General features: G+C 67.0%; 20 protein-coding genes. 4 read left to right on the top strand and 16 right to left on the bottom strand.

Going from position 1 to position 23,194, the window contains the following annotated elements; all coding sequences use genetic code 11:
• Positions 1-46: 46 nt before the first annotated feature.
• Positions 47-1,813 (bottom strand): biosynthetic-type acetolactate synthase large subunit, encoded by a 1,767-nt coding sequence (gene ilvB / locus FVD38_RS06850; RefSeq protein ID WP_147934127.1) that lies wholly within the window; start codon positions 1,811-1,813, stop codon positions 47-49.
• A gap of 86 nt (positions 1,814-1,899) precedes the next feature.
• Here ilvB and FVD38_RS06855 point away from each other — a divergent pair, with 86 nt between their 5' ends.
• Complete coding sequence (locus FVD38_RS06855) at positions 1,900-2,376, top strand: Lrp/AsnC family transcriptional regulator (RefSeq protein ID WP_147934128.1); 477 nt, start codon at positions 1,900-1,902, stop codon at positions 2,374-2,376.
• Here FVD38_RS06855 and FVD38_RS06860 read toward each other — a convergent pair.
• Together FVD38_RS06860 and FVD38_RS06865 are read right to left on the bottom strand one after the other, a co-directional pair.
• On the bottom strand, positions 2,373-3,518 hold the full coding sequence (locus tag FVD38_RS06860) for a glycerate kinase (RefSeq protein ID WP_147934129.1): 1,146 nt from the start codon (positions 3,516-3,518) through the stop codon (positions 2,373-2,375). The two genes, FVD38_RS06855 and FVD38_RS06860, sit on opposite strands and share 4 nt — an antisense overlap.
• Before the next feature lie 12 nt (positions 3,519-3,530).
• Positions 3,531-4,865, bottom strand: coding sequence for an MFS transporter (locus FVD38_RS06865; protein ID WP_222706891.1), 1,335 nt, complete (start codon positions 4,863-4,865; stop codon positions 3,531-3,533).
• Between the two features lie 215 nt (positions 4,866-5,080).
• On the opposite strand from FVD38_RS06865, the gene FVD38_RS06870 reads away from it, so the two are divergent.
• The gene (locus FVD38_RS06870; RefSeq protein WP_147934130.1) at positions 5,081-6,235 is read left to right on the top strand and encodes a sugar diacid recognition domain-containing protein; all 1,155 of its coding nucleotides are present in this window, start codon (positions 5,081-5,083) and stop codon (positions 6,233-6,235) included.
• A gap of 28 nt (positions 6,236-6,263) precedes the next feature.
• On the opposite strand, the gene FVD38_RS06875 is transcribed toward FVD38_RS06870, so the two are convergent.
• From FVD38_RS06875 to FVD38_RS06885, 3 genes are all read right to left on the bottom strand, one after another.
• The gene (locus FVD38_RS06875; protein WP_229493466.1) at positions 6,264-7,598 is read right to left on the bottom strand and encodes an MFS transporter; all 1,335 of its coding nucleotides are present in this window, start codon (positions 7,596-7,598) and stop codon (positions 6,264-6,266) included.
• Between the two features lie 93 nt (positions 7,599-7,691).
• Entirely contained in the window at positions 7,692-8,063 is a 372-nt protein-coding gene (locus tag FVD38_RS06880) for a DsrE family protein (RefSeq protein ID WP_147934131.1), read from the bottom strand.
• Between the two features lie 131 nt (positions 8,064-8,194).
• Entirely contained in the window at positions 8,195-9,094 is a 900-nt protein-coding gene (locus tag FVD38_RS06885; RefSeq protein WP_147934132.1) for a LysR family transcriptional regulator, read from the bottom strand.
• A gap of 128 nt (positions 9,095-9,222) precedes the next feature.
• Here FVD38_RS06885 and FVD38_RS06890 point away from each other — a divergent pair, with 128 nt between their 5' ends.
• Positions 9,223-9,573 (top strand): hypothetical protein, encoded by a 351-nt coding sequence (locus tag FVD38_RS06890; RefSeq protein WP_147934133.1) that lies wholly within the window; start codon positions 9,223-9,225, stop codon positions 9,571-9,573.
• Between the two features lie 3 nt (positions 9,574-9,576).
• Here the strand turns inward: FVD38_RS06890 and FVD38_RS06895 are convergent, their stop codons facing one another.
• The 5 genes from FVD38_RS06895 to FVD38_RS06915 form a co-directional block, all read right to left on the bottom strand.
• Positions 9,577-9,909, bottom strand: coding sequence for a winged helix-turn-helix domain-containing protein (locus FVD38_RS06895; RefSeq protein ID WP_187271499.1), 333 nt, complete (start codon positions 9,907-9,909; stop codon positions 9,577-9,579).
• Between the two features lie 150 nt (positions 9,910-10,059).
• A complete protein-coding gene (gene grxC / locus FVD38_RS06900) occupies positions 10,060-10,308 on the bottom strand; it encodes a glutaredoxin 3 (protein WP_147934135.1) in 249 nt (82 codons plus the stop codon).
• 206 nt (positions 10,309-10,514) lie between these two features.
• Positions 10,515-10,994 (bottom strand): nuclear transport factor 2 family protein, encoded by a 480-nt coding sequence (locus FVD38_RS06905; RefSeq protein WP_147934136.1) that lies wholly within the window; start codon positions 10,992-10,994, stop codon positions 10,515-10,517.
• 35 nt (positions 10,995-11,029) lie between these two features.
• Positions 11,030-11,965: a PDR/VanB family oxidoreductase gene (locus FVD38_RS06910; RefSeq protein ID WP_147934137.1), complete on the bottom strand. Its 936-nt coding sequence runs from the start codon at positions 11,963-11,965 to the stop codon at positions 11,030-11,032.
• A gap of 3 nt (positions 11,966-11,968) precedes the next feature.
• Positions 11,969-12,940 (bottom strand): pyridoxamine 5'-phosphate oxidase family protein, encoded by a 972-nt coding sequence (locus FVD38_RS06915; protein WP_229493467.1) that lies wholly within the window; start codon positions 12,938-12,940, stop codon positions 11,969-11,971.
• A gap of 204 nt (positions 12,941-13,144) precedes the next feature.
• Here FVD38_RS06915 and FVD38_RS06920 point away from each other — a divergent pair, with 204 nt between their 5' ends.
• Positions 13,145-15,919 carry a TonB-dependent receptor gene (locus tag FVD38_RS06920; protein ID WP_147934138.1) on the top strand — a complete coding sequence of 925 codons (2,775 nt, stop codon included), beginning with the start codon at positions 13,145-13,147 and terminating at the stop codon, positions 15,917-15,919.
• 113 nt (positions 15,920-16,032) lie between these two features.
• On the opposite strand, the gene FVD38_RS06925 is transcribed toward FVD38_RS06920, so the two are convergent.
• From FVD38_RS06925 to FVD38_RS06945, 5 genes are read right to left on the bottom strand one after another with little or no spacing between them, the layout of a single operon-like run.
• Positions 16,033-17,304 (bottom strand): sugar MFS transporter, encoded by a 1,272-nt coding sequence (locus FVD38_RS06925; protein WP_147934139.1) that lies wholly within the window; start codon positions 17,302-17,304, stop codon positions 16,033-16,035.
• 29 nt (positions 17,305-17,333) lie between these two features.
• Positions 17,334-19,805, bottom strand: coding sequence for a GH92 family glycosyl hydrolase (locus tag FVD38_RS06930; protein WP_147934140.1), 2,472 nt, complete (start codon positions 19,803-19,805; stop codon positions 17,334-17,336).
• Positions 19,805-20,710 carry a carbohydrate kinase family protein gene (locus FVD38_RS06935; protein ID WP_147934224.1) on the bottom strand — a complete coding sequence of 302 codons (906 nt, stop codon included), beginning with the start codon at positions 20,708-20,710 and terminating at the stop codon, positions 19,805-19,807. The genes FVD38_RS06930 and FVD38_RS06935 overlap by 1 nt, the downstream gene beginning before the upstream one ends.
• Before the next feature lie 10 nt (positions 20,711-20,720).
• A complete protein-coding gene (locus FVD38_RS06940) occupies positions 20,721-21,938 on the bottom strand; it encodes an AGE family epimerase/isomerase (protein WP_147934141.1) in 1,218 nt (405 codons plus the stop codon).
• A gap of 22 nt (positions 21,939-21,960) precedes the next feature.
• A complete protein-coding gene (locus FVD38_RS06945; protein WP_123069310.1) occupies positions 21,961-22,947 on the bottom strand; it encodes a LacI family DNA-binding transcriptional regulator in 987 nt (328 codons plus the stop codon).
• Positions 22,948-23,194: the final 247 nt, after the last annotated feature.

The following is a 23,194-nucleotide window of genomic DNA, read 5'->3' on the forward strand; positions in this document are numbered from 1 at the left end:
AAACCGGCATCCTATCGTGAATGAGAATCATTTTCAATACGAGCAATTACTTAGTAGCGCGATACCAGCGATCCTTGCCCAGCATGATTTCGTGGTGCCCTCGCCCGCCCGGCATCATCGGGAAGCAGTTCTCGGCCTGGGCCACCCTGACATCGAGCAGGAAGGGCCCGTCCGATGCCAGGAATGCGTCCATTCCTTCTTCCAGCTGGGACGCATATTCCACCCTCCCCGCTTCCCACCCGAAGGCGCGCGCCAGCGCCACGAAGTCGGGCAAGGCTTCGGTATAACTGTGGCTATAGCGCCCGCCGTGATGCAGCTCCTGCCACTGGCGCACCATGCCCATGCAGCCGTTGTTCGACAGGACCAGCTTGACCGGACAGCGGTGCTGCACGGCGGTCGACAGCTCCTGGATGTTCATCAGCACCGACGCATCGCCGCTGACGCACACGACCAGCGCGTCCGGATGCGCGACCTGGGCGCCGATCGCCGCCGGCAAGCCATAGCCCATGGTGCCGGCGCCGCCCGAGGTCAGCCAGCGGCGCGGCGCCTCGAAGCCCAGGTATTGCGCGGCCCACATCTGATGCTGGCCGACGTCGGTCGAGACGATCGCGTTGCTGCCCGCCAGGCGCCCGGCCAGGGTGGACATCAGCTGCTGCGGGACGATCACGTCATCCTGCGCGGCGAAGTCCAGGCAGCGCTCGGCGCGCCAGTTGTCGATCGTGCGCCACCAGTCCGCAAGCAGGGCCGGATCGGTGCGCAGGCCGGCCAGCCGATCCAGCAGGCCGCGCAGCACCGCGCCGCAATCGCCGCGCAGGCCGACGTCGGCCGCCACCACCTTGCCGATCGAGCGGGGGTCGATGTCGATGTGGACGACCTTCGCGCCCGGGCAGAAGTCGGCCAGCCGTCCCGTCACCCGGTCGTCGAAGCGCGCGCCGACGCACACGACCAGGTCGGCGTGGTGCATCGCCAGGTTCGCTTCCAGCGTGCCGTGCATGCCCAGCATGCCCAGCCAGCGCCGGTCCGAGGCCGGGAAGGCGCCGAGGCCCATCAGGGTCAGCGTGCAGGGCGCATCCGCCAAGCGCACCAGACGCGTGAAGGCCGCGCAGGCGTCGAGACCCGCGTTGATCAGCCCTCCCCCGCCGTAGAACACCGGGCGCCGCGCCTGGCGGATCAAAAGCGCGGCCGCATCCAGGCCTTCCAGGTCGTCGCCCGCGGCCGGCAGTTGCGGGGCTGGTTTCACCTGGCGTCCAAAGTCGGCCGCGTCCACCGCGCGCGCCTGGATATCCTTGGGCACGTCCACCAGCACCGGACCGGGCCGGCCTTCGAGCGCCTCTTGCACTGCGCGCCGGATCGTGGCGACGATGTCGCGCGTGGCCCGGACCTGCGTATTCCACTTGGTGACCGTGCGCGAAATGCCCAGCGCGTCGCACTCCTGGAAGGCATCCGTGCCGATCGACGTGGTCGCGACCTGGCCGCTGATGCACAGGATGGGGATCGAATCGCTCAGGGCGTCGAGGAGGCCCGACGTGGTGTTGGCGATACCCGGCCCGGACGTCACGAACACGACGCCCAGCCGGCCGGTGGAGCGCGCATAGCCTTGCGCCGCATGGACGGCGGCCTGCTCGTGGCGCACCAGCACGTGGCGCAGGCGCCCGTCCTGGGCCAGCGCATCGTATAGCGGCAGCACGGCGCCGCCGGGATAGCCGAACACGGTGTCGACGCCGCAGGCGACCAGGGTGTCGAGCAGCAGGCCGGCGCCGGTCAGGGCGACCTTGCCGGTCGGCGGCGGGAGGAATTCGGGATGTGGTTTCATGCCTTGAAGTCTATCGACTCAGGACGTGAAAGTGCTTCATAATTTCAGCTAATATCGCCGCATTACCTGAATAATTTTCATCATATATGACTCAAGATAAAAAATCTTTCGACGCGACCGATCTGACCATCCTTGGCATCCTGCTGCGCGACTCGCGCACGCCGCTGCAGGAGATCGGCGCCATGGTGGGCCTGTCGACTACCTCGTGCTGGAACCGCATCAAGCGGATGACGGATAGCGGGGCCTTGCAGGGCTATACGGTCAAGGTCGACCTGCCCAGCCTGGGCTACCACGACCAGCTGATCGTGCAGGTCACGCTGGACAGCCACAGCGAGGAGACGCTGTATGAATTCGGGCGCGCGCTTGAATCGATTCCCGAGGTGCTGGAAGCCTCGCTGATCTCGGGCGACTACGATTATTTCCTGCGCATCGCGGTGAAAGACACGCGCGACTACGAACGCCTGCTGCGCGAACGCCTGTACAAGATCCCCGGCATCCGCCACAGCAAGTCGAGCTTCGTGCTGCGCACCCTCAAGAAAGTCGATACGCCATTGATTGGCTAGCGCCGCAAGTCCATGCCCAGCTTGAGCGCGGCCGCGATATTGCGCGCCGTGCACTGCAGGTTGAACTGCGCGCCCGCCAGCACCTCGGCCACCGTCCCCGCCTTCATGACGGTGCTGAAGGTCGCCGCGATGCCGTGCGCGTGCACCGCATGGGCGTCGTTTGCGAGGCAGCCGCCGATGGCGATCACCGGCTTGCCGTGGCGCTGGGCCACGCGCGCCACGCCGATCGGCGTCTTGCCGTTGACGGTCTGGCTGTCGATGCGGCCCTCGCCGGTGACGACCAGGTCGGCCTCGCGCACGAAGGCATCGAGGCCCACCGCATCGGCCACGATCTCGCTGCCCGGACGCAGGCGTCCTTTCAGGAACACCAGCATCGCCGCGGCGATGCCGCCGCCGGCGCCGGCGCCTGGAATATCGGCCACCTCCTGGCCCAGGTCGCGCGCGATCACGCCCGCGTAGTGGCGCAGGTTGGCGTCCAGCTGCTCGACCATCTCCGGCGTGGCGCCTTTCTGCGGCCCGAAGATCGCGGACGCGCCTTTGGGGCCCACCAGGGGATTGCTGACGTCGCAGGCCACCTCGAACACGCAGTCCTTGACGCGCGGATCGAGCCCGGAGACGTCGATGCGAGAAAGCAGAGCCAGCGCGCCGCCGCCCGGCGCCAGCTGGGCGCCTTGCGCATCGAGCAATTCGACGCCCAGCGCCTGCAGCATGCCGGCCCCGCCATCGTTGGTGGCGCTGCCGCCCACGCCGAGGATGAAGCGGCGCGCACCGGCGTCCAGCGCGGCGCGGATCAGTTCCCCGGTGCCGCGGCTGGTGGCCACGAGCGGATCGCGCTCGGGGGGCGCCACCAGTTCGAGGCCGCTGGCGGCGGCCATCTCGATCACGGCCGTGGATTCGTCGCCGGTCAGGCCATAGAAGGCCTCGACCGGCCGCCCCAGCGGACCGGTAGCCTGCAACACGACCTGGCGGCCACCGGTGGCGGCGACCATGGCCTCGACCGTGCCCTCGCCGCCGTCGGCCACCGGCACCTTCACGTAGACCGCTTCCGGGAAGATCTCCCGAAAGCCGGCCTCGATGGCGCTGGCGGCTTCCAGCGCCGACAGGCTTTCCTTGAACGAATCTGGAGCGATGACGATTTTCATGGACCTCTCCTTTTAGCGATTGACCAGACGGGCAGGCACGACCAGCACCAGCATGGCGCCGATGAACAAGACGGTGGACAGGATGTACAGCGCGACGTCGGTGCTGCCGGTGGCGTCCTTGATCCAGCCGACCAGGAAGGGACTGACGAAACCTGCCACCTGGCCCATCGAGTTGATCAGGGCCAGGCCGCCGGCCGCCGCCGCGCTGCCAAGGAAGGCCGCCGGCAAGGGCCAGAACATCGGTAGGCCGGTCAGCGCGCCCATCGTGGCCAGGGAGAGGCCCACCAGCACGATCACCGCGTTGTCCGAGAAATTGGCGGCAATGAGCAGGCCCACCAGCGCCATCAGGAGTGGCGCCGACAGGTGCCAGCGGCGCTCGCGCCGGCGGTCGGCCGAGCGGCCCACCAGCACCATGAACACGCCGGCGAACAGGTAGGGAATGGCGCTCAGCCAGCCGACCGTGGTCGCGTTCTCGAAGCCCAGCGACTTGATGATCGACGGCAGCCAGAAGTTGATCGCGTAGACGCCCATCTGGATACTGAAATAGATGAAGCCCAGCATCCACACATGCCAGTCGCGCAGCACGGCGCCGAAGGAATGCACCGCATGCACGCCTTTCGAGCGCTGCTGCTCGTCCTGGTCGAGCGCGTCCTGCATCGCCGTCTTCTCGGCGTCGGTCAGCCAGCCGGCCTGCTTGATGCCGTCGTTCAGGTAGAAGAACACGGCCACGCCGAGGAACACGGTGGGCAGGCCTTGCAGCAGGAACAGCCACTGCCAGCCGTCCATGCCGCCCTGGCCGTGGGCGAAGTGGCTCAGCATCCAGCCCGACAGCGGGCCGCCGATCAGGCCCGAGACGGGGATCGCCGACATGAACAGCGCCATCACCTGGCCGCGCTTGTGCGACGGGAACCACTTGGTGAAGTACAGCACCATGCCGGGGAAGAAGCCGGCTTCGGCCACGCCGGTGAAGAAGCGCAGCACATAGAACTCGGTCGGCGTAGTCACGAACAGCATGCAGGCCGACAGCGCGCCCCAGGCCATCATCATGATGGCGATCCAGCGCCGCGCACCCAGCCGGTGCAGGATCAGGTTGCTCGGCACGCCGAAGGTCACGTAGCCGATGAAGAAGATGCCGGCGCCCAGGCCGTACACGGTTTCGCTGAGCTGGAGCGCGTCGAGCATCTCGAGCTTGGCGAAGCCGACGTTGACCCGGTCCAGGTAGTTGAACAGGTAGCAGACGAAGATGAAGGGGATCAGGCGCCAGGTGGCCTTGCGGTAGGCGCCATCCAACAGGGCCGCGCCGGCGCCCCCGTCCTGGATGCCGGATGTGCTTGCGGTGGTGCTCATGCTGTCTCCGAATTTCTAATAAGGGTGATCGACAAGATTATCGGCCAAACAAGGGATTTCGGGCGTCGGCGACACGCACAAAACGAAGCGCGAAATAGTCGGCATTTTTCGTGCAACCTCACAATAATCACCATTATCTGCCCAAATCAGCGCCCTCGATGGAAGAAGTTTTGTGCATAATCACAAGGACCGTTCCACCTTCCAGGCACTACCCCATGCACATCCTCGACACCCGGCTCGCCCAGGAAATCGTCACCCGCACCATGCGGATCATCCCGTTCAACGTCAATGTGATGGATGCCAGCGGCGTGATTCTCGCGAGCGGCAACCGCGAGCGGGTCGGCGAACTGCATGCGGGCGCCCTGCTCGCGCTGGCCAAGAAGCTGACCGTGGAGATCGACACGGCCGCCGCGCGCAAGCTGCATGGCGCCCAGCCGGGCACCAACCTGCCCCTCTCCGTGGGCGGCCAGCTGTGCGGCGCGGTGGGCCTCTCCGGCGCGCCGGACGAGGTCCGCCAGTTCGGCGAACTGGTGCGGCTGACGGCCGAGATGATCCTGGAGCAGGCGGCGCTGGCGAACGAGTTGCAGAACAACTCGCGCTACCGCGAAGCCTTCGTGCTGAACCTGATCCGTAATGACAGCGCGCACCGCCCCGAGCTCGAAGGCTGGGCGCGGCGCCTGGGGCTGGACCTCGAGCGCATGCAGCTGGTATTCCTGCTCGAGCTGCAGCCGCGCCCGGACGGCGCCGACGCCGGGGCCGCCCTGCACGACATCCAGCGCCTGCAGATGCGCCTCCTGGCGCGGCGCGAGGATGCGCTGACCGCCACCGTCGGCCCGTCCGAGATGGTGCTGCTCGATACCTGGGATCCGGCGCGCAAGGGTTATGAGACGACGCCGCAGCGGCGCCTGGACCTGCTGGCCCAGCTGGTGCGCGAGGAATGCGAGCTTCCCTTCACGCTGGCGATGGGCATCGCCCTGCCCGGCCTGGAAGGCGCCGCCATCTCTTACCAGAGCGCGCGCAGCGCCAGCCGGCTGGGGCGCCTGCGCATGCCGCAGCAGCAGGTGTTCAGCTATTACGACCTGGCCCTGCCGGTGCTGCTGTCGGGGTTGGACAGCGGCTGGCAGGCGCACCAGCTGCGCATGCCGATCGCGAGGCTGGCGGGCGACAAGAGCCGCGCCATGCTGCGCACCACGCTCGACACCTGGTTCGCCCAGCACGAGAACTCGGCCGCCACCGCCGCCACGCTCGGCATCCACCGCAACACGCTCGACTACCGCCTGCGCCGCATCGGCGAGCTGACGGGGCTCGACCTGGCGCGCAGCGAAGACAAGCTGCTGCTGTACGTGTCGGCGCTGCTCAGCCCCGCCTGATCAGCGCGCAGTGCTCACCGCGCAGTTCTTACCTATTCACCAGCCGCGCCGGCACCGTCAGCACCAGCAAGGCCCCGACCAGCATCACGCTCGACAGGATATACAGCGCGATGTCGGTGCTGCCGGTAAGATCCTTGATCCAGCCGACCAGGAATGGGCTGGCGAAGCCGGCCACCTGCCCCATAGAATTGATCAGGGCCAGGCCGCCCGCCGCGGCCGCGCTGCTGAGAAAAGCGGCCGGCAGGGGCCAGAACATCGGCAGGCCTGCGAGTGCACCCATCGTTGCCAGGCACAGGCCGATCATGGCGAGAATGGCGTTGTCCGAGAAGTGCGCGGCCATTGCCAGGCCCGCCAGCGCCATCAGCAGCGGCGCCGACAGGTGCCAGCGACGCTCGCGCAGTCGGTCGGCCGAGCGGCCCACGATGACCATGAACACGCAGGCGAACAGGTAGGGAATGGCGCTCAGCCAGCCGACCGTGCCGACGTCCTCGAAGCCGAGCTCGCGGATGATCGACGGCAGCCAGAAGTTGATCGCATACGCCCCCATCTTGATGCTGAAATAGATAAAGCCGAGCATCCACACATGGCGGTCGAGCAGCAGCGCGCGCAGCGAGTGCACGGCGCTCGCGCCGGGCGGGCGTTCGCGCTCGTCGCGCGCGAGCTCCTCTTGCAGGGCGGCCTTCTCGTGGGCTCCGAGCCAGCTGGCCTGGGCCACGCCGTCGTTCAGGTAGAACAGCGCCGCCAGGCCCAGGAACACGGTGGGTAGCCCCTGCAGCAGGAACAGCCACTGCCAGGCCGCCATGCCGCCCTGGCCGTCGGCGAAGTGGCTCAGCATCCAGCCCGAGAGCGGGCCGCCGAGCAGGCCCGAGACGGGGATCGCCGACATGAACAAGGCCATCACCTGGCCGCGCTTGTGCGATGGGAACCACTTGGTGAAGTACAGGACCATGCCCGGGAAGAAGCCTGCTTCGGCCACCCCGGTGAAGAAACGCAGCAGGTAGAACTCCAGCGGCGTGGTCACGAACAGCATGCAGGCCGACAGCGAGCCCCAGGTCATCATCATGATGGCGATCCAGCGCCGCGCGCCCAGCCGGTGCAGGATCAGGTTGCCCGGCACCCCGAAGCTGACGTAGCCGATGAAGAAGATGCCGGCGCCCAGGCCATAGATAGTCTCGCTGAACTGCAGGGCGTCGAGCATCTCGAGCTTGGCGAAGCCGACGTTGACGCGGTCCAGGTAGTTGAACAGGTAGCAGACGAAGATGAAGGGGATCAGGCGCCAGGTGGCCTTGCGGTACGCCCCTTCCAACGTGGCCGGGCCGGTCCCTGGCGCGAGCGCGCCGGGCCGGCTTGCGGTGTCGAACATGCTGTCTCCGAGTTTTTTTGATAAACCCTGACATTATCGTCTGAACCGGAGACGACAGGGGAGCCCGCGTGCACGGCGCGCTCCGCCGCCTGCTCAGAAGGTGAACACGGTATAGCCGTCGGCCGCGATCTGCGCGATGCTCGGCAGGCCGGAGGTGCCCGGCACGCTGTTATCGGTGATCATGTCGAAACCTGCTTTCTCGGCTTCTTCGCGTGCACCGAACACGTCGGCGCAGCCGCAGGAGATGCCCACCACCTTGTCTTCGACCGCCTTGTACAGGGCGTGGATCGGGTGCTTGCCGTCGGCCAGGACGCCCGGCCAGCGGGTCCCGGTGCCCTGGAAGTAGATGCCGACCTCGGTGTTCTTCTGCTTGAAGTCGTAGGCGGCGGCCAGGCCGTTGAACATGCGTCCCAGCGCGTCTTCGCCGGCTTTGGGATCGGACAGGATGATGATGGCTGCTTTCATGGTTTTCTCCTAGTGGGCTTGTGTTCGCCGCGCCGTGCAGCGAATGAAGCCATTCTAGGAACCGGAGACGCCAAGAGAAATCCCGCCCAGGACAATACATCGTTGCGCCTGCCGCAATGCCGGACCGGACGCTAGTTGAGATGCGGGTTGGCGCGCAGGTGGTCGGCCAGCAGGTCGATGAAGTTACGCACCTTGGACGAGCCGAATTTGCTCTCGCGGTGCACCAGGTGCACCGGCCATGGCGCTTCCTCGTATTCGGACAGCACGATCTTCAGGCGGCCGGCGGTCAGCTGGTCGGCGATCTGGTAGGACAGCAGCCGGCAGATCCCCAGCCCGGCGCAGGCGGCCTCGATGGCGGCGTCGTTGCTGGTCACCGTCAGGCGCGGCCGCAGGCGCACCATGGTCGGATCGTCGACCGCGCCGAACTTCCACTCGACCCGCGGCGAAATGCCGGTGGCGGCAATGACCGTATGGCGCAGCAGGTCGGCCGGATGCTGCGGCAAGGGCTGCCGCGCCAGGTACTCGGGCGAGGCGCACAGCACGCGCCGCACCTGCCCCACGCGCAGCGCCTTCAGGCTCGAATCGGGCAGGTGGCCGATGCGCACGGCGACGTCGATGCCTTCGTCGACCAGGTTCACTATCCGGTCGAGGAACAGCGCCGACACCTCGACTTCGGGATACTCGTTCAGGAACTGCACGATGCAGGGCATGACGAAGGTCTTGCCGAACAGGACCGAGGCCGTCACCGACAGATTGCCCTTGGGCGCTGCGTTGACCCCGGCCGCCGCCTCGTTGGCTTCATCGATGCTGGCCAGGATGGCGCGCGTGTCGTCCAGGTAGCGCCGGCCCGCTTCCGTCAGGCGCACATTGCGCGTGGTGCGCAGCAGCAGCTTGACGCCCAGATTTTCCTCGAGACCGGCGATGGCGCGCGTGACGGCGGCCGGCGACAGGTCCAGGCGCCGCGCCGCCGCGGCGAAGCCTTCTTCTTCGCCGACGGCCACGAAGACGTTCATCAGATGGATCTGGTCCACTCATTACTCCCTGCGAAATTGTGCCTTGCGTAGCACGCCGATTCCAATGGGCTTCATTATTTCGCAGAATGGCAGTCTCAGCAATTATCTGCCGCCGCAATCCCCATTATGATGGACCATGAGTTCGTATGAATTCGCATAACGAGAACTCTGCCGCCACGGGACTCGACCTGCGCACCCGGATCCGCATCGACCTGTTCCTGGCGCGCCGCCGCGCCGGGACGGGAGCGGCCACGCCGCTGATCCTGCGCCTGCGCGAGCGCGGCCGGGCGGCCGGCATGAACACCGCCGAAATGATGGCCAACGAGGAAGGCAGCAGCCATGAGGCCAGGGCGACCGCCTGCCTCGCCTTCGTCGCGACGCTGCTGTCGCAAGCGGGTGCGCCGTCGCCGGACGCGCTGCGGCGCATGCACGACGCGGGCTACGGGCCGGATGGCATCAACGCGGCGATCGCCCGGGCCAGGCGGAAAGCGGACTGACGATCAACGGCGCACCACCGGCGCCGTCAGCAGGTAACCGCGTCCCGGCACGTTCAAGATGTAGCGTTCCACCCCTTTGATGTCCAGGGCGCGGCGCAGGGCCGCGATCTGCACCCGCAGGTTGGCCTCGCCGACGACGCGTCCGGCCCACGCCCGTTCGAGCAGGTAGCGGTGCTCGAGCACCTGCCCGGGCGCCTCGGCCAGCAGCCACAGGATGTCGAAGGCGCGCGCGCCGATGCGCACGACGGCGCCGCCGCGGCTGAGCCGGCGCAGGCGCGGCTCGATGTCGAATTCTGCGAACGACAGCGTGTAGCTGGCGCGGTCGTCCCTGGTCATAGTTCCCATCATGGTTCACCGATAGTGCACGGCGCCGCCAGCCCCCCGGCCAGCCAGGCGCACGTCATCATTGTCGTAAATACTGACCATTTAGGGAATGGATACCGCTAGAAATTCATTGTTTCGCCAAAAGCAACACTGGAATCGGCTTCACAGTAATACCTGCAGTTGGCCTGCATGATCGAGCGCCGCCAGATCGTCGTAGCCGCCGACGTGGCGCTCGCCGATGAAGATCTGCGGCACGCTGCGGCGCCCGGTGCGGTCGACCATCTCGTTGCGGCGCGCCTCGTCGCCATCGATCGCGATCTCGCGCGGCGTCACGCCGCGCGCCGCCAACAGGCGCTTGGCCATCGTGCAGTAGGGGCATTGGCGGGTGGTGTACATCGTTACCTGGTTCATACGTCGCTCCGGCTGGTTGGGATGAACACCAGTCTAGAGTGCCAGGCCGCGGGAATGAATGCTCGAAGCGTGCAATCCCTTGCTCATTCGTCTCGATCGCTTTCGCCGGCCCCGCCGTCATGGGGGCGCTACGATCAGGCTTTCGTCGAGACGCTCACCCGCGCATTCCTGCGCGGGCCAGAGCGAGTCAAACGCTTGCGCGCCCTTTACAGTCCCAGGTCGGACAGGCCCGGATGATCGTCCGGGCGGCGTCCTAATGGCCAGCGGAACTTGCGCTCTTCTTCGCTGATCGGCATGTCGTTGATGCTGGCATAGCGGTTGACCATCAGGCCGTCCGGGCCGAATTCCCAGTTTTCGTTGCCATACGAGCGGTACCAGTTGCCGGAGTCGTCGCGGCTCTCGTAGGCGTAGCGCACCGCGATGCGGTTGTCGGTGAAGGCCCACAGCTCCTTGATCAGGCGGTACTCGAGCTCCTTGTTCCACTTGCGCTCGAGGAAGCCGCGCGCCTCGTCGCGGCCGTTGACGAATTCGGCGCGGTTGCGCCAGCGGGTGTCCAGGCTGTAGGCCAGCGACACCTTGGCTGCATCGCGCGTATTCCAGCCGTCTTCGGCCAGGCGCACTTTTTCGATCGCGGATTCGCGGGTGAACGGCGGCAGCGGCGGACGCACTGCGGTGGGCGTTGTCATCGTGAGACCTTTCGGTTGGTGGTGGTGAAAACAGCTTACAGATCGAGTTCCAGCAGCGGGCCCCGGGCCCAGGAGACGCAGGGCGTCATGCCCATGGCCCGCTGCTGCGCATTCAGGCAGACGTCGCGGTGCAGCGGCTCGCCCGACACCACGCCAGCATAGCAGTTGCCGCATTCGCCGCGCTTGCACTCGTAGGAGACAAAGACGTCGGCCTCGATCATCGCATCGAGGATCGACTTGCCCGGCGCAACATCGAGGGTTATCCCCGTCTGGCGCAGGACGACCTGCAGCGACTGGTCCTGGTCGTGGGCGCGCGCGCCGAAGCTCTCGAAGCGGATGTGTTGCTGCGGCCAGCCCTGCGCCGTGGCGGCCGCGCGGATCGCTTCCAGCAGCATCGACGGCCCGCAGGCGTGCAGCTCGCAGCCCTCTTCCCACGGCCCGATCATGCCTGCCAGGTCGGGACGGCCCTGGGTGGCGGTGACGTGGGTCTGGACGCACTCAGGCCCCAGTCCCATCCAGTCGTCGGCCAGGACCAGGCGTTCGGCGTCGCGCGCCAGGTAGTGCAGGCGGTAGCTGGCGCCGGCCGCGTCGAGCGCGCGCGCCATCGGCACCATCGGCGTGATGCCGATGCCGCCCGCGATCAGCACCGTGCGGGTGCGGCCCACATGCAGCTTGAACGCGTCCAGCGGCGGGCTGACCTCGAGCGTCATGCCGGGCTCGAATTCGTCGTGCAGCACGCGCGAGCCGCCACGCCCGCCCTCCTCGCGTTGAACCGCGATGCGCAGCATGCCAACTTCTTCGCCAATCACGGAGTAGGCATTGCGGTGGCTGGCGCCGGCGCGCGAAGTGAATTCGAGTTCGACGTGGGCGCCGGGCTGCCACGAAGGCAGCGGCGCGCCGCCTTCGGCCGCCAGGCGGAACTCTTTTACGACGGGGCCATGGCGGATGATGGCATCGATCAGATATCTCACGATTCAGTCCTCCACCGCCGGATTGAAGGGCGAAGCGTCCAGGTATTCCCAGTCCAGGCGCTGCGGCGCGCAGCGCAGCAGCCAGCGCTCGATCGCGACTTCCCAGAAGCGCCCGGTGCCGCCGGTCAGGCCGTGCGGATCGTCCTGGCCATGCAGGATGCGTGCGCGGCCGCTCAGCTGCAACAGGCGCTGGCCGTCGAAATCGGGTATGCACAGGCCCACCCGCGGATCGACCGCCAGGTTGCCGAAGGTGTTGAACAGGCTGTTGCCGGAGTAGTCGGGGATGCGCAGCAGCGTGTCGTTTACCACCTGGATGAAGCCGGAGCTGCCGCCGCGATGCGAGGCGTCGGCGCCACGCTCCTGGTGGTTGCTGGCCACGAAGACGGTGTCGGCGCGGCGCACGATGGCGCGCGCATCTTCGTCGAGCGCGTGGCCTTTGCCCAGCAGGGCCGGCGCCGCCTCGCCATCGATGCGGCGCAGCTGGCGGCGCTGGATGTATTTAGGGCAGTTCGGATAGGCCTCGCGCACGTCCAGGTCGAAACCTCCGTCGTCCAGGCGCGCCAGGGCACCATTGATGCGGTAGCGGCGGCGCGAGCCGAGCTCGATGAACAGGCTGCCGACCGCCGGATTGGCGGCAACGTTGCGCCAGAACGGTTCCTCGGGATCGCGCAGCGCCGCCGGCAGGTCGACCGTCACCTGGGCCGCGCTGTCGGCATGGGCGAAGCCGGGCTGGCCGAACAGGACGGTGGACCAGGGTGCGCCGTCGGCGTCGACGCTGGCCAGCACCACCATCGACTGCTTGCCGATGAAGGGCCGGGCGCCGCCGAGGATGGTGTCGGCGATGACCACGCCATTGCGGTCGGCGATGCCGACCTCCCCGGCGCTGCGCTGCACGGCGCGTTCGCCGTCGTGGTAAACAGAGGTCGTCATGCTGCGGTCTCCCAGGGTGGCGGCCAGTTTGGCCGCGTTCGTCATGGATGCATTTTCATGAATTATGCGAACGCAGGGAATCGTTGCAACCCGCAATACATTATTTCTCCAAAGGGAATACCGAGCCGGATTGGCGGCTTGCGCGTATCAGATTCGCAACATCCCTCGTTTCCGGCATCGATTGTTGTCTTTACGGCTCGCCGCGCGTTTACACTCGTCGGTTATTGCGTAGTTTCACAAGGACAATTGATGAATATGAAGTTGAAGGCGGCGGCACACGCCGTGCGCGGTGCGCTGCTGGCGGGCGCCTGGATGGCGGCAGGGGTATCGACGGGCGCGCTGGCGCAGGAAACGACTGCGACTGAGGCCGCCCCAGTGGCGGTGGCGGTGGCGGTGCCGGCGCCGGCCGCCATGCCGAAGGTCGAAGTCACTGGTTCCGCCATCCGCAGGGTGCTGTCCGAGACCGCGCTGCCGGTGCAGATCGTCTCGCGCGCCGAGATCGAGAAGGCCGGCGTGACCACCGCCTCCGAACTCCTGGCCCGGGTATCGAGCAACGTCGGCGGCCTGACCGACGGCGCCAGCATCAATGTCGGCGGCGACCAGCGCGGCTTCAACAGCGCCAACCTGCGCGGCATCGGCACCTCGTCGACCCTGGTCCTGCTCAATGGCCGGCGCATGGCCAACTTCGCCTCGCCCGGCGACGACAGCGGCGTCGACCTGAACAACATCCCGGCGGCCGCGCTGGAGCGGGTCGAGGTACTGCTGGACGGCGCCTCCGCGCTGTACGGCACCGATGCGATCGGCGGCGTCATCAACTTCATCACCCGCAAGGACTTCCAGGGCCTGGAACTGAACGCCTACGGCAGCACCACCGACGAAGGCGGCGCCGGTAAGCGCACCGCCAGCATCAGCGCCGGCAAGGGCGACCTCGAACGCGACGGCTACAATGTGTTCGCGGTGGCCGACTTCCAGCGCACCAACGCGCTCAATACCTCGCAGCGCAGCTTCATCCCCGGCCTGCGGGTCGAGGAACGCCTGGGCCATCTGCTGTCGGGCTATACCGGCCCGGCCAACATCCGCCTGACCTCGAACCAGCGCGACCACCTGCAGGAACAGGGCTTCACCATCAACGGCCGCCCGATCACCAACCGCCTGATCAACCTGTCGGCGCCCGATTGCGCGCCGCCGGCCAACGTCTACCTGCCCGCCGGCACCGGCGGCGTCGATGCCTGCACCTATAACTATATGGGCGACACCGAGCTCTATCCGAAGACGGAAAAAGCGAGCCTGCTCAGCCGCGGTGTGCTCAAGCTGGGCGGCGGCCACCAGGCCTATGCCGAGGTGGCGCTCAGCCGCTCCAAGTCGTACTACACCGGTTCGTCGGCGCGCGTGACGGGCTATATCGACTATCGCCTGGTGCCGCAACTGGTGGGCACCGGCCTCGAAGAACTGGACGACGACTATCCGGGCGAGCTGGAACTGCGCATGCGCCTGTCCGAAGCCGGCCAGCGCACCAGCGAACTGACCAGCGAAGGCATGCGCTTCGTGGTCGGCGTCAGCGGCACCGTGGGCGGCTGGGACTACGACACCGCGTACAACCACAGCGTCAACACGGTCAAGGACCGCGACACCAATGGCTACGTGCTGTACAACGAGCTGATGGAAGGGATCCTGGACGGCCGCATCAACCCCTTCGGCCCATCCAGCGCCGAAGGCCGCGCCCTGATCGACAGCATCCAGGTCGACGACGTCGTGCGCCGTGCGCGCGGCACGCTCGACGCAGTCGACTTCAAGTTCTCGCGCGCGCTCATGCCGCTGGCTGGCGGCGAACTGGCGGTTGCCATCGGCGGCGAGGTGCGGCGCGAGAAGAATAACTTCACGCCATCCGCCCTGCTCCTCTCCGACAACATTAACAACGACGCCGCGCCGGAAGGCGGCCGCGCCACCAGCGACAAGCACGATGTCGCCGGCCTGTACGGCGAAGTGCTGGTGCCGTTCGCCAAGCAGTGGGAAGCGCAGCTGTCGGCGCGCTACGACCACTACGAGCAGGTCGGCGGCGCGGCCAGCCCCAAGATCGGCCTCTCCTACCGCCCGACCGATGCGCTGCTGGTGCGCGCCTCGGCCGGCCGCGGCTTCCGTGCGCCAACGATGACGGAGCTGTTCCGCCCCACCGTCTACAGCAGCACCGCCACCCTGCCCGATCCGGTCTATTGCGCCACGGTCGAGAACAACTATGCCGACTGCGCCGACAACTGGGATACGCGCCGCTACAGCAACGCCGACCTCAAGCCCGAACGCAGCCGCCAGTTCTCCTTCGGCGCCGTGTTCGCGGCCGGCCGCAATGTGAGCGCCTCGCTCGACTACTGGAATATCAAGCGTACCGACTTGATCAGCGAGATCGGCGACGACATCATCCTGGGCAACCTGGCCAAGTACGGCGACCTGGTGTACCGCGATGAGGACGACGTCATCGACTATATCGAGCTGCGCAAGGAAAATCGCGGCGCCCAGGTGGCCAAGGGCCTGGACCTGGCGGTCACGGTGCGTGGCGTCGACACCGCCATCGGCCGTTTCGGCGGACGCCTGAACGGCACCTATGTGCTGTCGTCGGAAATCCAGAACGCGCCGGGCGACGCCTTCGTGAGCAACCTGAACAAATTCGTCACCGACGGCGTGGTGCAGCGCTGGCGCCATACGGTGAGCTTCGACTGGGATCGCGGCCCCCTCTCGGCCAGCCTGCAGAACACCTGGTCGAGCGGCTACGACGACCAGAACACGGCGATCAATATCGACGACGGTTCGGTGGTGGCGCAGAACAAGGTCAAGTCATACTCGCTGTGGGATCTGTCGGCGGCGTATCAGGCAACGACGCGCCTGAAGCTGCGCGCCGGCGTGCAGAACCTGTTCGACGAGAGTCCGCCGTATTCGAACCAGGCCTATTTCTTCCTGTCCGGGTACGATCCGAGCTATACCGATCCGCGCGGGCGGCGTTTCTATGCCAGCGTGAATTACTCGTTCGATTGATCTGGGGCGGTCAATGGTAGGGTGGGCGGCTTCGCCGTCCACGTGTTCAAATCACATATGCTCAGTGGCAGAGCGCAGTGGCGTTGAACGCGTGGGCGGGAAACCCGCCCACCCTACGCCTTATACATCGACGCGTACTTGACGCCAAAGAACAGGACGAAGGCATAGCAGGCGGCCGGCAGCAGGAACGACACCTGCACATTGAACCCGTCCGCCAGGGCTCCCTGCGCGAACGGCACCAGCGCGCCGCCCACGATCGCCATGCACAGGATGCCCGAGGCCTGGCCTGTGTGCCTGCCCAGGCCATGCAGCGCCATGCTGAAGATGGTCGGGAACATGATCGAATTGCACAGGCCGACGGCAAGGATCGCCCACATCGCCAGGTCGCCCTGGGTGAAGGTCGCCACCAGCACCAGCGCGATCGCCGCCAGCGAATTGAAAGCCAGCGTCTTGCCGGGGCTGACCACACGCATTACGGCGAAGCCGATGAAGCGCCCGATCATTGCCCCGCCCCAGTAGATGCTGACGTAATGGGCGGCATCGGCATGCGACAGGCCGGCGATGTGCGGCTCGCCGATGAAGTTGATCAGGAAGCTGCCGATGCTCACTTCCGCCCCCACGTACAGGAAGATGCCGATCGCGCCCAGCACCAGATGGCGGTGCGACAGCGCCGAGCCTTGGCTTACGCCCACCAGCGGCACGTCATCGGTATCGGCGATCGCCGGCAGGCGGGCCAGCCAGAACAGCACGGCCAGGAGCACCAGCACACCGGCCAGCACCAGGTAGGGACCGCGCACCGATGCCGCTTCGGCCGCTGCATCGACACCGGTCACCGCGACCGCCCCGGCGGCCGACAGGATCAAGAGGCCGCCTACGGCCGGCCCGATCGTCGTGCCCAGCGAATTGAAGGCCTGGGTCAGGGTCAGGCGGCTCGAGGCCGTGCGCGCCGGGCCGAGCACCGCCACATAGGGATTGGCCGCCACCTGCAGCACCGTGATGCCCGAGGCCAGCACGAACAGCGCCAGCAGGAACAGGCCGTAGCCGCCGAATGAGGCCGGATAGAACAGGGTGCAGCCGACGGCGGCCACCAGCAGGCCGGCCACCGCCCCCTTCTGGTAGCCGATGCGGCGGATCAGCGCGCCGGCCGGCAGCGACACGATGGCGTAGGCCCCGAAGAAGCAGAACTGCACCAGCATGGCCTGCACATAGGTCAGGGTGTAGACCGCCTTCAGGTGCGGGATCAGCACGTCGTTGAGCGACGTGATGAGTCCCCACATGAAGAACAGGATCGTCACGATGACGAGCGCGCTCGTGTTGTTGTCCAGCTGCGTCGCCGCGCCCTGGTTGGGGGCGGCTGGCGCCGCCTTGTATGGCATATTGGCCATGCTGTCTCCTGATATTGTTTTATCTGCGCTTAGTTCGCCAGGCCGGCCGGTGGGCGCGGCAGGTCACGCCCGCGCGTGCCCCAGCCCTTGGTGTCCGGCTGCCTCGTCAGCTGGTACTTCAGCGTGCCCGCCGACTGCAGCTGCTCCCAGTCCAGCCACACGCGCTCCACCGCACGGCCGCCGTAGTTCACCGACTTGACGAAGCGGCGCTCGCCCGGCTTGGCGCCCGGCGCCTCGATGCGCAGGATGCGGCCTTGCGGCAGGTCGATCTCGGCCTTGGCGAAGCGCGGCGCATGCAGCAGGAAGCGGCCGCTGCCCGGCATGTCCGGGTAGATGCCCAGCGCGCTGAACAGGTACCAGGACGACATGGTGCCCAGGTCGTCATTGCCGGTCACGCCGCCGGGACCGTTAGTGAACAGCGTCTCGGCCGCGCGCACCACGGTGGTGGTCTTCCACGGCTGGCCCATCAGGGTGTACATCCATGGCGCGTGCAGGTCGGGCTCGTTGTTCGGGTTGTAGCGGAACTGGGCGTAATAGCTGTACGGTCCCACCACCCACGACTTGCGCACCGCGTTCGGATCGGCCAGCACCGCCGGATAGTCGAAGAACTGGTCCAGGCGGCCCAGGGCCGGCGCCGCGCCGCCCATGGCAGCTGCCAGGCCCGGCACGTCCTGCGGCACCAGCCACTGGTATTGCCAGGCCGTGCCTTCATGGAAGCCGTGGTCGCCGCGCGGATCGTAGCCGCTGCCGACGTCGCCGAACCAGCTGCCGTCCAGCAGGCGCGGACGCGGGAAGCCTTTCTGGCCGGTCTCGGCGTCGACCACGCTCGGATCCCAGACCGCCTTCCAGTTGAGCGCGCGCTGCGCCAGCAGCTTGGCATCGTCGGCGTGGCCGAGCGCCTGGGCCATGCCGGCCAGCGCGCCGTCGGCCGCCGCGTATTCGAGCGTCGCCGAGGCGCCGTGGTGCGGGTCGGTGTCCATGCCCTTCGAGATGAAGCTGCGGTCGTACTGCACGAAGCCCTGCTTGAGGTAGCTCGGGTTGCCCGAACGGCCTTGTGGACGGATGCCGTGGGCCGGCACGCCGAAGGCGTTCTCGCGCAGCGCGGCATAGGCCTCGGCCTCGCGGCCCTTCAGGGCGCCGAAGCGCCACAGGTCGACCAGGAACGGCGTCACCGGATCGCCGGTCATGATATTGGTCTCGAAGTTGGCATAGCCCCAGCGTGGCAGCCAGCCGCCCTGCTCACGGATCTTGAGCACCGAGGTGGCGATATCGCTCGCGCGCTCCGGACGCAGAAGGGCCAGCATCTGGTTCTGGGCGCGGTAGGTGTCCCACAGCGAGAAGAACTCGTAATAGGTCCAGTCCTTGGCCGTATGGACGGCGTCGTCGTAGCCGCGGTAGCGGCCGTCGGCGTCGTTGCCGGTCAGCGGCTGCAGCAAGGTGTGGTACAGCGCGGTGTAGAACACGGTGCGGTCATCGAGGCTGCCGCCCTCAATGCGCACGCTGGCCAGCTCGCGCTGCCAGTTGGCCTGCGCCTTGGCTTTCATGGCGTCGAAGCGCATCGGCCGACCAGCCTCCATGCCCTCGGCCTTCAAGTTGATACGCGCTCCTTCGGCATCGACGTGCGAGATCGCGCTGACGGCGGTCACCGCCTGGCCGTCCTTCAGATCAAAGCTCAGCCACACGCCGTGCGGCTTGGCCTCGCCCTGCTGGCTCGGGCCGTCGACATCCGGCCAGCCGGCGCGGTCGTCCCAGATGCCGCGCTTGGCGAAGGGCTGGTCGAACTCCATGCGGAACCAGGTCGTGTACTTGGCGCCGCCACAGAAGCTCTTCGTGACGATCTGACCCTCGACGCTGCGGTCGCCCACGATCTTGACTTCGCTGCCGATCACGGAATGGCGTTCGTTGGCCTGGCCCAGGTTGAGCAGCACGTGGCCGGTCTTCGTTCCCGGCGCATAGGTATAGCGCTCGGCGGCGGCGCGGGTCAGCGCGGTCGCCTCGGCGGTGATGCCGCCATAGCTGGTCAGCTTGACCTTGTAGTAGCCGGCCTGGCCGACTTCGCCGTCATGGGTGTAGTCGGCGGCGTACTGCTTGTGGTCGAACGCGCCCTTCTTGGCGGTGTCGAAGTCGCCGCCGGGACCGATGGTGCCGGTGACCGGCAGCACCGACAGCTGGCCGCCCTGCTCCCAGCAGCCGGCGCCGGACAGGAAGGAGTGGCCAAAGCCGCGGATCTTCTTGTCGGTGTAGCGGTAGCCGGCGTAGTGGTCGGCGATCGGGCTGACCTGGATCATGCCGAATGGGGCAGAGGCGCCGGGGAAGGTATTGCCTTCATCCTGGGTGCCGATGAAGGTGTTCACTGGCATCGTGCCGACGGCGACGGCCGCCTTTGCGGGCGCGCCGGCTGCGGTCGCATCGAGCGCGGACAGCGGCAGCAGGCAGGCGGCCAGGGCGAAGCAGATGCCGCGAATCGCAGGCTGGAATGGGGTGGTTCGGTGTTGACTCATCACGCTGCGTCTCCTTCGAGCTGTTCGAACAGTTGGTGCATGGCCGCGGGTGGCGGCGGCGTGGCGCCGGCCTGCAGGCAGGCGGCGGAACCGGCGGCCAGCGCCGCGTGCAGGTGCGATTGCAGGCGCCGCTCCGGATGGCGCATCAGGCTGGTCAACAGGCCGGCGGCGCTGGCGTCGCCGGCGCCGACGGTGTCCACCACCGCCACTTTCGGGGCCTGCGCATCGCAACGCTCGGCGCCGTGGAACAGGCTCGCGCCTTGGGCCCCGCGCGTCAGCAGGCAATACGCCTCCGGATTGAAGGCGCGCAGGCGCGCCAGCGCTTCGTCTAGTTCAAGGCCGGGGAACAGGCCGCGCAAGTCGTCGTCCGACACCTTCACCAGGTCGGCGATCGAGGCCATGGCTTCGAGCGTCGGCGCATAGCGCTCGTCCATCACGTTCCGGTAGTTGGGGTCGAAGCTGATCGCGACACCCTGCGCCTTGAGCTGGCGCGCCAGTTCTAGCAGCTTCGCCGCCAGTGGCTCGCGCGCCAGGCTGATGCCGCCAAAGTGGGCCCAGCAGAGGCCCTCGGCCCAGCCGGCCGGGAACAGCGCCGGCTCGAAGTGCAGGTCGGCGGAATCGTCACCGATGAAGAAGTAGCGCGGCGGCTCGCCCTGCTCGACCACGGCCAGCAACGGCGAACGGTCGACCCGCTGCAGCAGCCGCGTGTCCAGGCCGACGGCCTCGCTGGCGCTCCACAGCGCGTCGCCGAAGCGGTCCAGGCTGATGGCGCCGGCGAAGGCGGTCGGCTCGCCCAGCGCCGCCAGCGCGCGCGCCACGTTCCAGGTCGATCCGCCCACGCGGCTCACCCATTGTTCGTCGCCCTGGTGGATCATGTCGGTCAGCGCCTCGCCGGCGCACAGCATGAGCGGAGGATTAAGCACGCGCGCCACCCTTCAGCACCGCCACGATGTCGTAGGCGGCGCCCATGGTGTGATAGTCGACCTTGCCGGCCGGGCTCTTCTCGTCGGAGAGCTTGCGGTTCTCGCGGTCGAGGATGCGGTACCAGGCGCCGTGCTGGTGGTCGACGAAATGGGTCCAGCTGTATTCCCACAGGCGGTCGTACCAGGTCCAGTAGTCGGCGTTGCCGGTGCGCGCGGCCAGCATGGCCGCCGCCGCGGCGCTTTCGGCCTGCACCCAGAAGTATTTATGGAAGTCGCATATGGTCAGGTCCGGCGCCAGCGAGTAGCACAGGCCGCCGTATTCCGGGTCCCAGCCCTTCTCCACCGCCACCTTGAACAGCTTTTCCGCGGTCGGCAGCAGCCAGCCCAGGTCATGTTCCAGCACGTCCTTGCCGCGCGCTTCCAGCTGCAGCAGCAGCTTGGCCCATTCGGTGAAGTGGCCCGGCTGGTAGCCCCAGGGACGGAACAGGTTTTCCGGGTCGTCGATATTGAACGTCCAGTCGGGCTGCCAGTCCGTGTCGTAGTGTTCCCAGATCAGGCCACCGCAGCGTTCGGCCTGGCGCTGGGTGATGTTGTAGGCCACCGTATAGGCGCGTTCGATGTAGCGCCGCTCGCCGGTCGCCGCATGCGCCGCCAGCAGCGCCTCGCAGGCGTGCATATTGGCGTTCTGGCCGCGGTAGGTCGATAGCTCGCGCCAGTCCTGGCTCGCCTCGTCGGCATACAGGCCGTCGGCCGCGTTCCAGAAGCGTTTTTCCATCAGCTCGAAGGCTTCGGCGATCCAGGGACGCGCCTCCTCCAGGCCGCCCATCGTGGCGTGCGCATAGGCCAGCAGCACGAAGGCCTCGCCATAGGCATGCTGGGTGCCGTCCTCGATCGTGCGGCCGTCGAGCATCCAGGCATAGCCGTCGCCACCCGGGGCGCGGTGCGCCTCGCGCAGGAAGCGCACAGCATGCTCCAGGCCCTCGCGATAAGCCTGATCGCCGAAGTGGCGGTAAGCCATGGCATAGGTGAACACGAAGCGCGTGCTGCTGACCAGGTGGCGATGGCTCGCGTCGTAGACCGCGCCGTCGTCCTTGAAATAATGGTGCATGCCGCCGGCGGGATCGATCGCGCGCGGATGGTAGAAGCGCATCGTGTGGCGCGCATGGTCGAGCAGCACGTCCGGGCTGCGGAAGTTCGGGAAAGTGGTCATGGTGGCTTCTAGGGTCTGTGCGTTAGTCGTCGTAGCTGCTCTCGCGCACGATCATCTCGACTGGCAGGGTTATCTGGGATGGGGTTTCGTCGGGTTTGTGCAGCAGGGAGTCGACCCCGGCCCGTCCCAGCGCTTCCTTGTCCACGTGGACGGTGGACAGCGGCGGGATGGCGGCGGCGGAGGCGGCGATATCGTCGAAGCCGACGATCGCGAGGTCGTAGGGGATCTTGAGCCCCTCGGCCAGGCAGTACTTCATGGCGACCAGGGCGGTGCTGTCGTTGTAGCAGAACAGCGCATCCGGCCGCTTCGGCAGCTCCAGCAGGCTGCGCATGGCCTCGATCACGCCGTCCTCACCCTCGCCCATGGTGGGCACGATGACTTCCAGGCTCGGGTCGGCATGCACCTTGGCGTCGAACAGCGCCTGGCGGAAGCCCCGGTTGCGCTGCTGGATGCTGTAGTGGGCCAGGGAGCCGGACAACATGGCGATGCGCTTCTTGCCGCAGCGCAGCAGGTGCTGGGTGGCGAGGTAGCCGCCGCCCATATTGTCCGGATTGATCGAGGTGAAGCCGCGCCGGTGCATGTCCACCAGCACCATCGGCTTGCCGGTCTGCTGCAGCGCGCTCAGGACCTCGGGCTCGAAGAAGCCGGCGCACAGGATCGCGTCGGGCTGGTGCAGGCGAATTTGTTCCAGCACCGGCTCGGCCGGACCGACCACGATCAGCGACAGCGCGATGCCCTCGCGCCGGCAGGCTTCCTCGGCGCCGTGCAGCACCGGCGTGAAAAAGGGGCTGGAGGTGAGCGTGTTGTGCTGGCTGTGCAGCAAGAAGGCGATGCGGCGGATGCGGCCCTTCTTGAGCAGCGAGAAATCGTAGCCCAGCCGGATCGCCGCCTCGCGCACCACGCTGCGGGTCGCCTCGGTCATCCCGCCCTGGTTCTTCAGGGCGCGCGAGACGGTACCGATTGACAGCCCGGTCTCGCCGGCGATGTCGCGCAGGGTCACCTGGCTCATGGCAGCACCAAAATCAACAACATGCTGTGTCTCCGTATTTATTATCTAAAACTGTTTTATTAAACGCTGGATGCCGCGTTTTCCGGCATCAAACCGGCCCGTCAAATTCGCGTACATCCAGCAGGTTTTATAACAGTCGCACTTTCGACGCGTCAATCGAAGAGAAGCCGCTCAGGTTCTTTTTAGCGATTTTTAGTAAACAGGCCAAACGCCGCCTGTCGCCGGGTTCTGCCGAGGCATGTCTTAC

It is taken from the genome of Massilia arenae, from assembly GCF_008014745.1.
In the GTDB taxonomy this organism is placed as follows: Bacteria; Pseudomonadota; Gammaproteobacteria; order Burkholderiales; family Burkholderiaceae_D; genus Telluria; species Telluria arenae.

Bases quoted from the DNA above. Each gene is read 5' to 3' on its own strand.
- ilvB (WP_147934127.1), bottom strand. From the start codon at position 1,813: ATGAAACCACATCCCGAATTCCTCCCGCCGCCGACCGGCAAGGTCGCC.
- FVD38_RS06855 (WP_147934128.1), top strand. From the start codon at position 1,900: ATGACTCAAGATAAAAAATCTTTCGACGCGACCGATCTGACCATCCTT.
- FVD38_RS06860 (WP_147934129.1), bottom strand. From the start codon at position 3,518: ATGAAAATCGTCATCGCTCCAGATTCGTTCAAGGAAAGCCTGTCGGCG.
- FVD38_RS06865 (WP_222706891.1), bottom strand. From the start codon at position 4,865: ATGAGCACCACCGCAAGCACATCCGGCATCCAGGACGGGGGCGCCGGC.
- FVD38_RS06870 (WP_147934130.1), top strand. From the start codon at position 5,081: ATGCACATCCTCGACACCCGGCTCGCCCAGGAAATCGTCACCCGCACC.
- FVD38_RS06875 (WP_229493466.1), bottom strand. From the start codon at position 7,598: ATGTTCGACACCGCAAGCCGGCCCGGCGCGCTCGCGCCAGGGACCGGC.
- FVD38_RS06880 (WP_147934131.1), bottom strand. From the start codon at position 8,063: ATGAAAGCAGCCATCATCATCCTGTCCGATCCCAAAGCCGGCGAAGAC.
- FVD38_RS06890 (WP_147934133.1), top strand. From the start codon at position 9,223: ATGAATTCGCATAACGAGAACTCTGCCGCCACGGGACTCGACCTGCGC.
- FVD38_RS06895 (WP_187271499.1), bottom strand. From the start codon at position 9,909: ATGACCAGGGACGACCGCGCCAGCTACACGCTGTCGTTCGCAGAATTC.
- grxC (WP_147934135.1), bottom strand. From the start codon at position 10,308: ATGAACCAGGTAACGATGTACACCACCCGCCAATGCCCCTACTGCACG.
- FVD38_RS06905 (WP_147934136.1), bottom strand. From the start codon at position 10,994: ATGACAACGCCCACCGCAGTGCGTCCGCCGCTGCCGCCGTTCACCCGC.
- FVD38_RS06915 (WP_229493467.1), bottom strand. From the start codon at position 12,940: ATGACGAACGCGGCCAAACTGGCCGCCACCCTGGGAGACCGCAGCATG.
- FVD38_RS06920 (WP_147934138.1), top strand. From the start codon at position 13,145: ATGAATATGAAGTTGAAGGCGGCGGCACACGCCGTGCGCGGTGCGCTG.
- FVD38_RS06925 (WP_147934139.1), bottom strand. From the start codon at position 17,304: ATGGCCAATATGCCATACAAGGCGGCGCCAGCCGCCCCCAACCAGGGC.
- FVD38_RS06930 (WP_147934140.1), bottom strand. From the start codon at position 19,805: ATGAGTCAACACCGAACCACCCCATTCCAGCCTGCGATTCGCGGCATC.
- FVD38_RS06935 (WP_147934224.1), bottom strand. From the start codon at position 20,710: ATGCTGTGCGCCGGCGAGGCGCTGACCGACATGATCCACCAGGGCGAC.
- FVD38_RS06940 (WP_147934141.1), bottom strand. From the start codon at position 21,938: ATGACCACTTTCCCGAACTTCCGCAGCCCGGACGTGCTGCTCGACCAT.
- FVD38_RS06945 (WP_123069310.1), bottom strand. From the start codon at position 22,947: ATGAGCCAGGTGACCCTGCGCGACATCGCCGGCGAGACCGGGCTGTCA.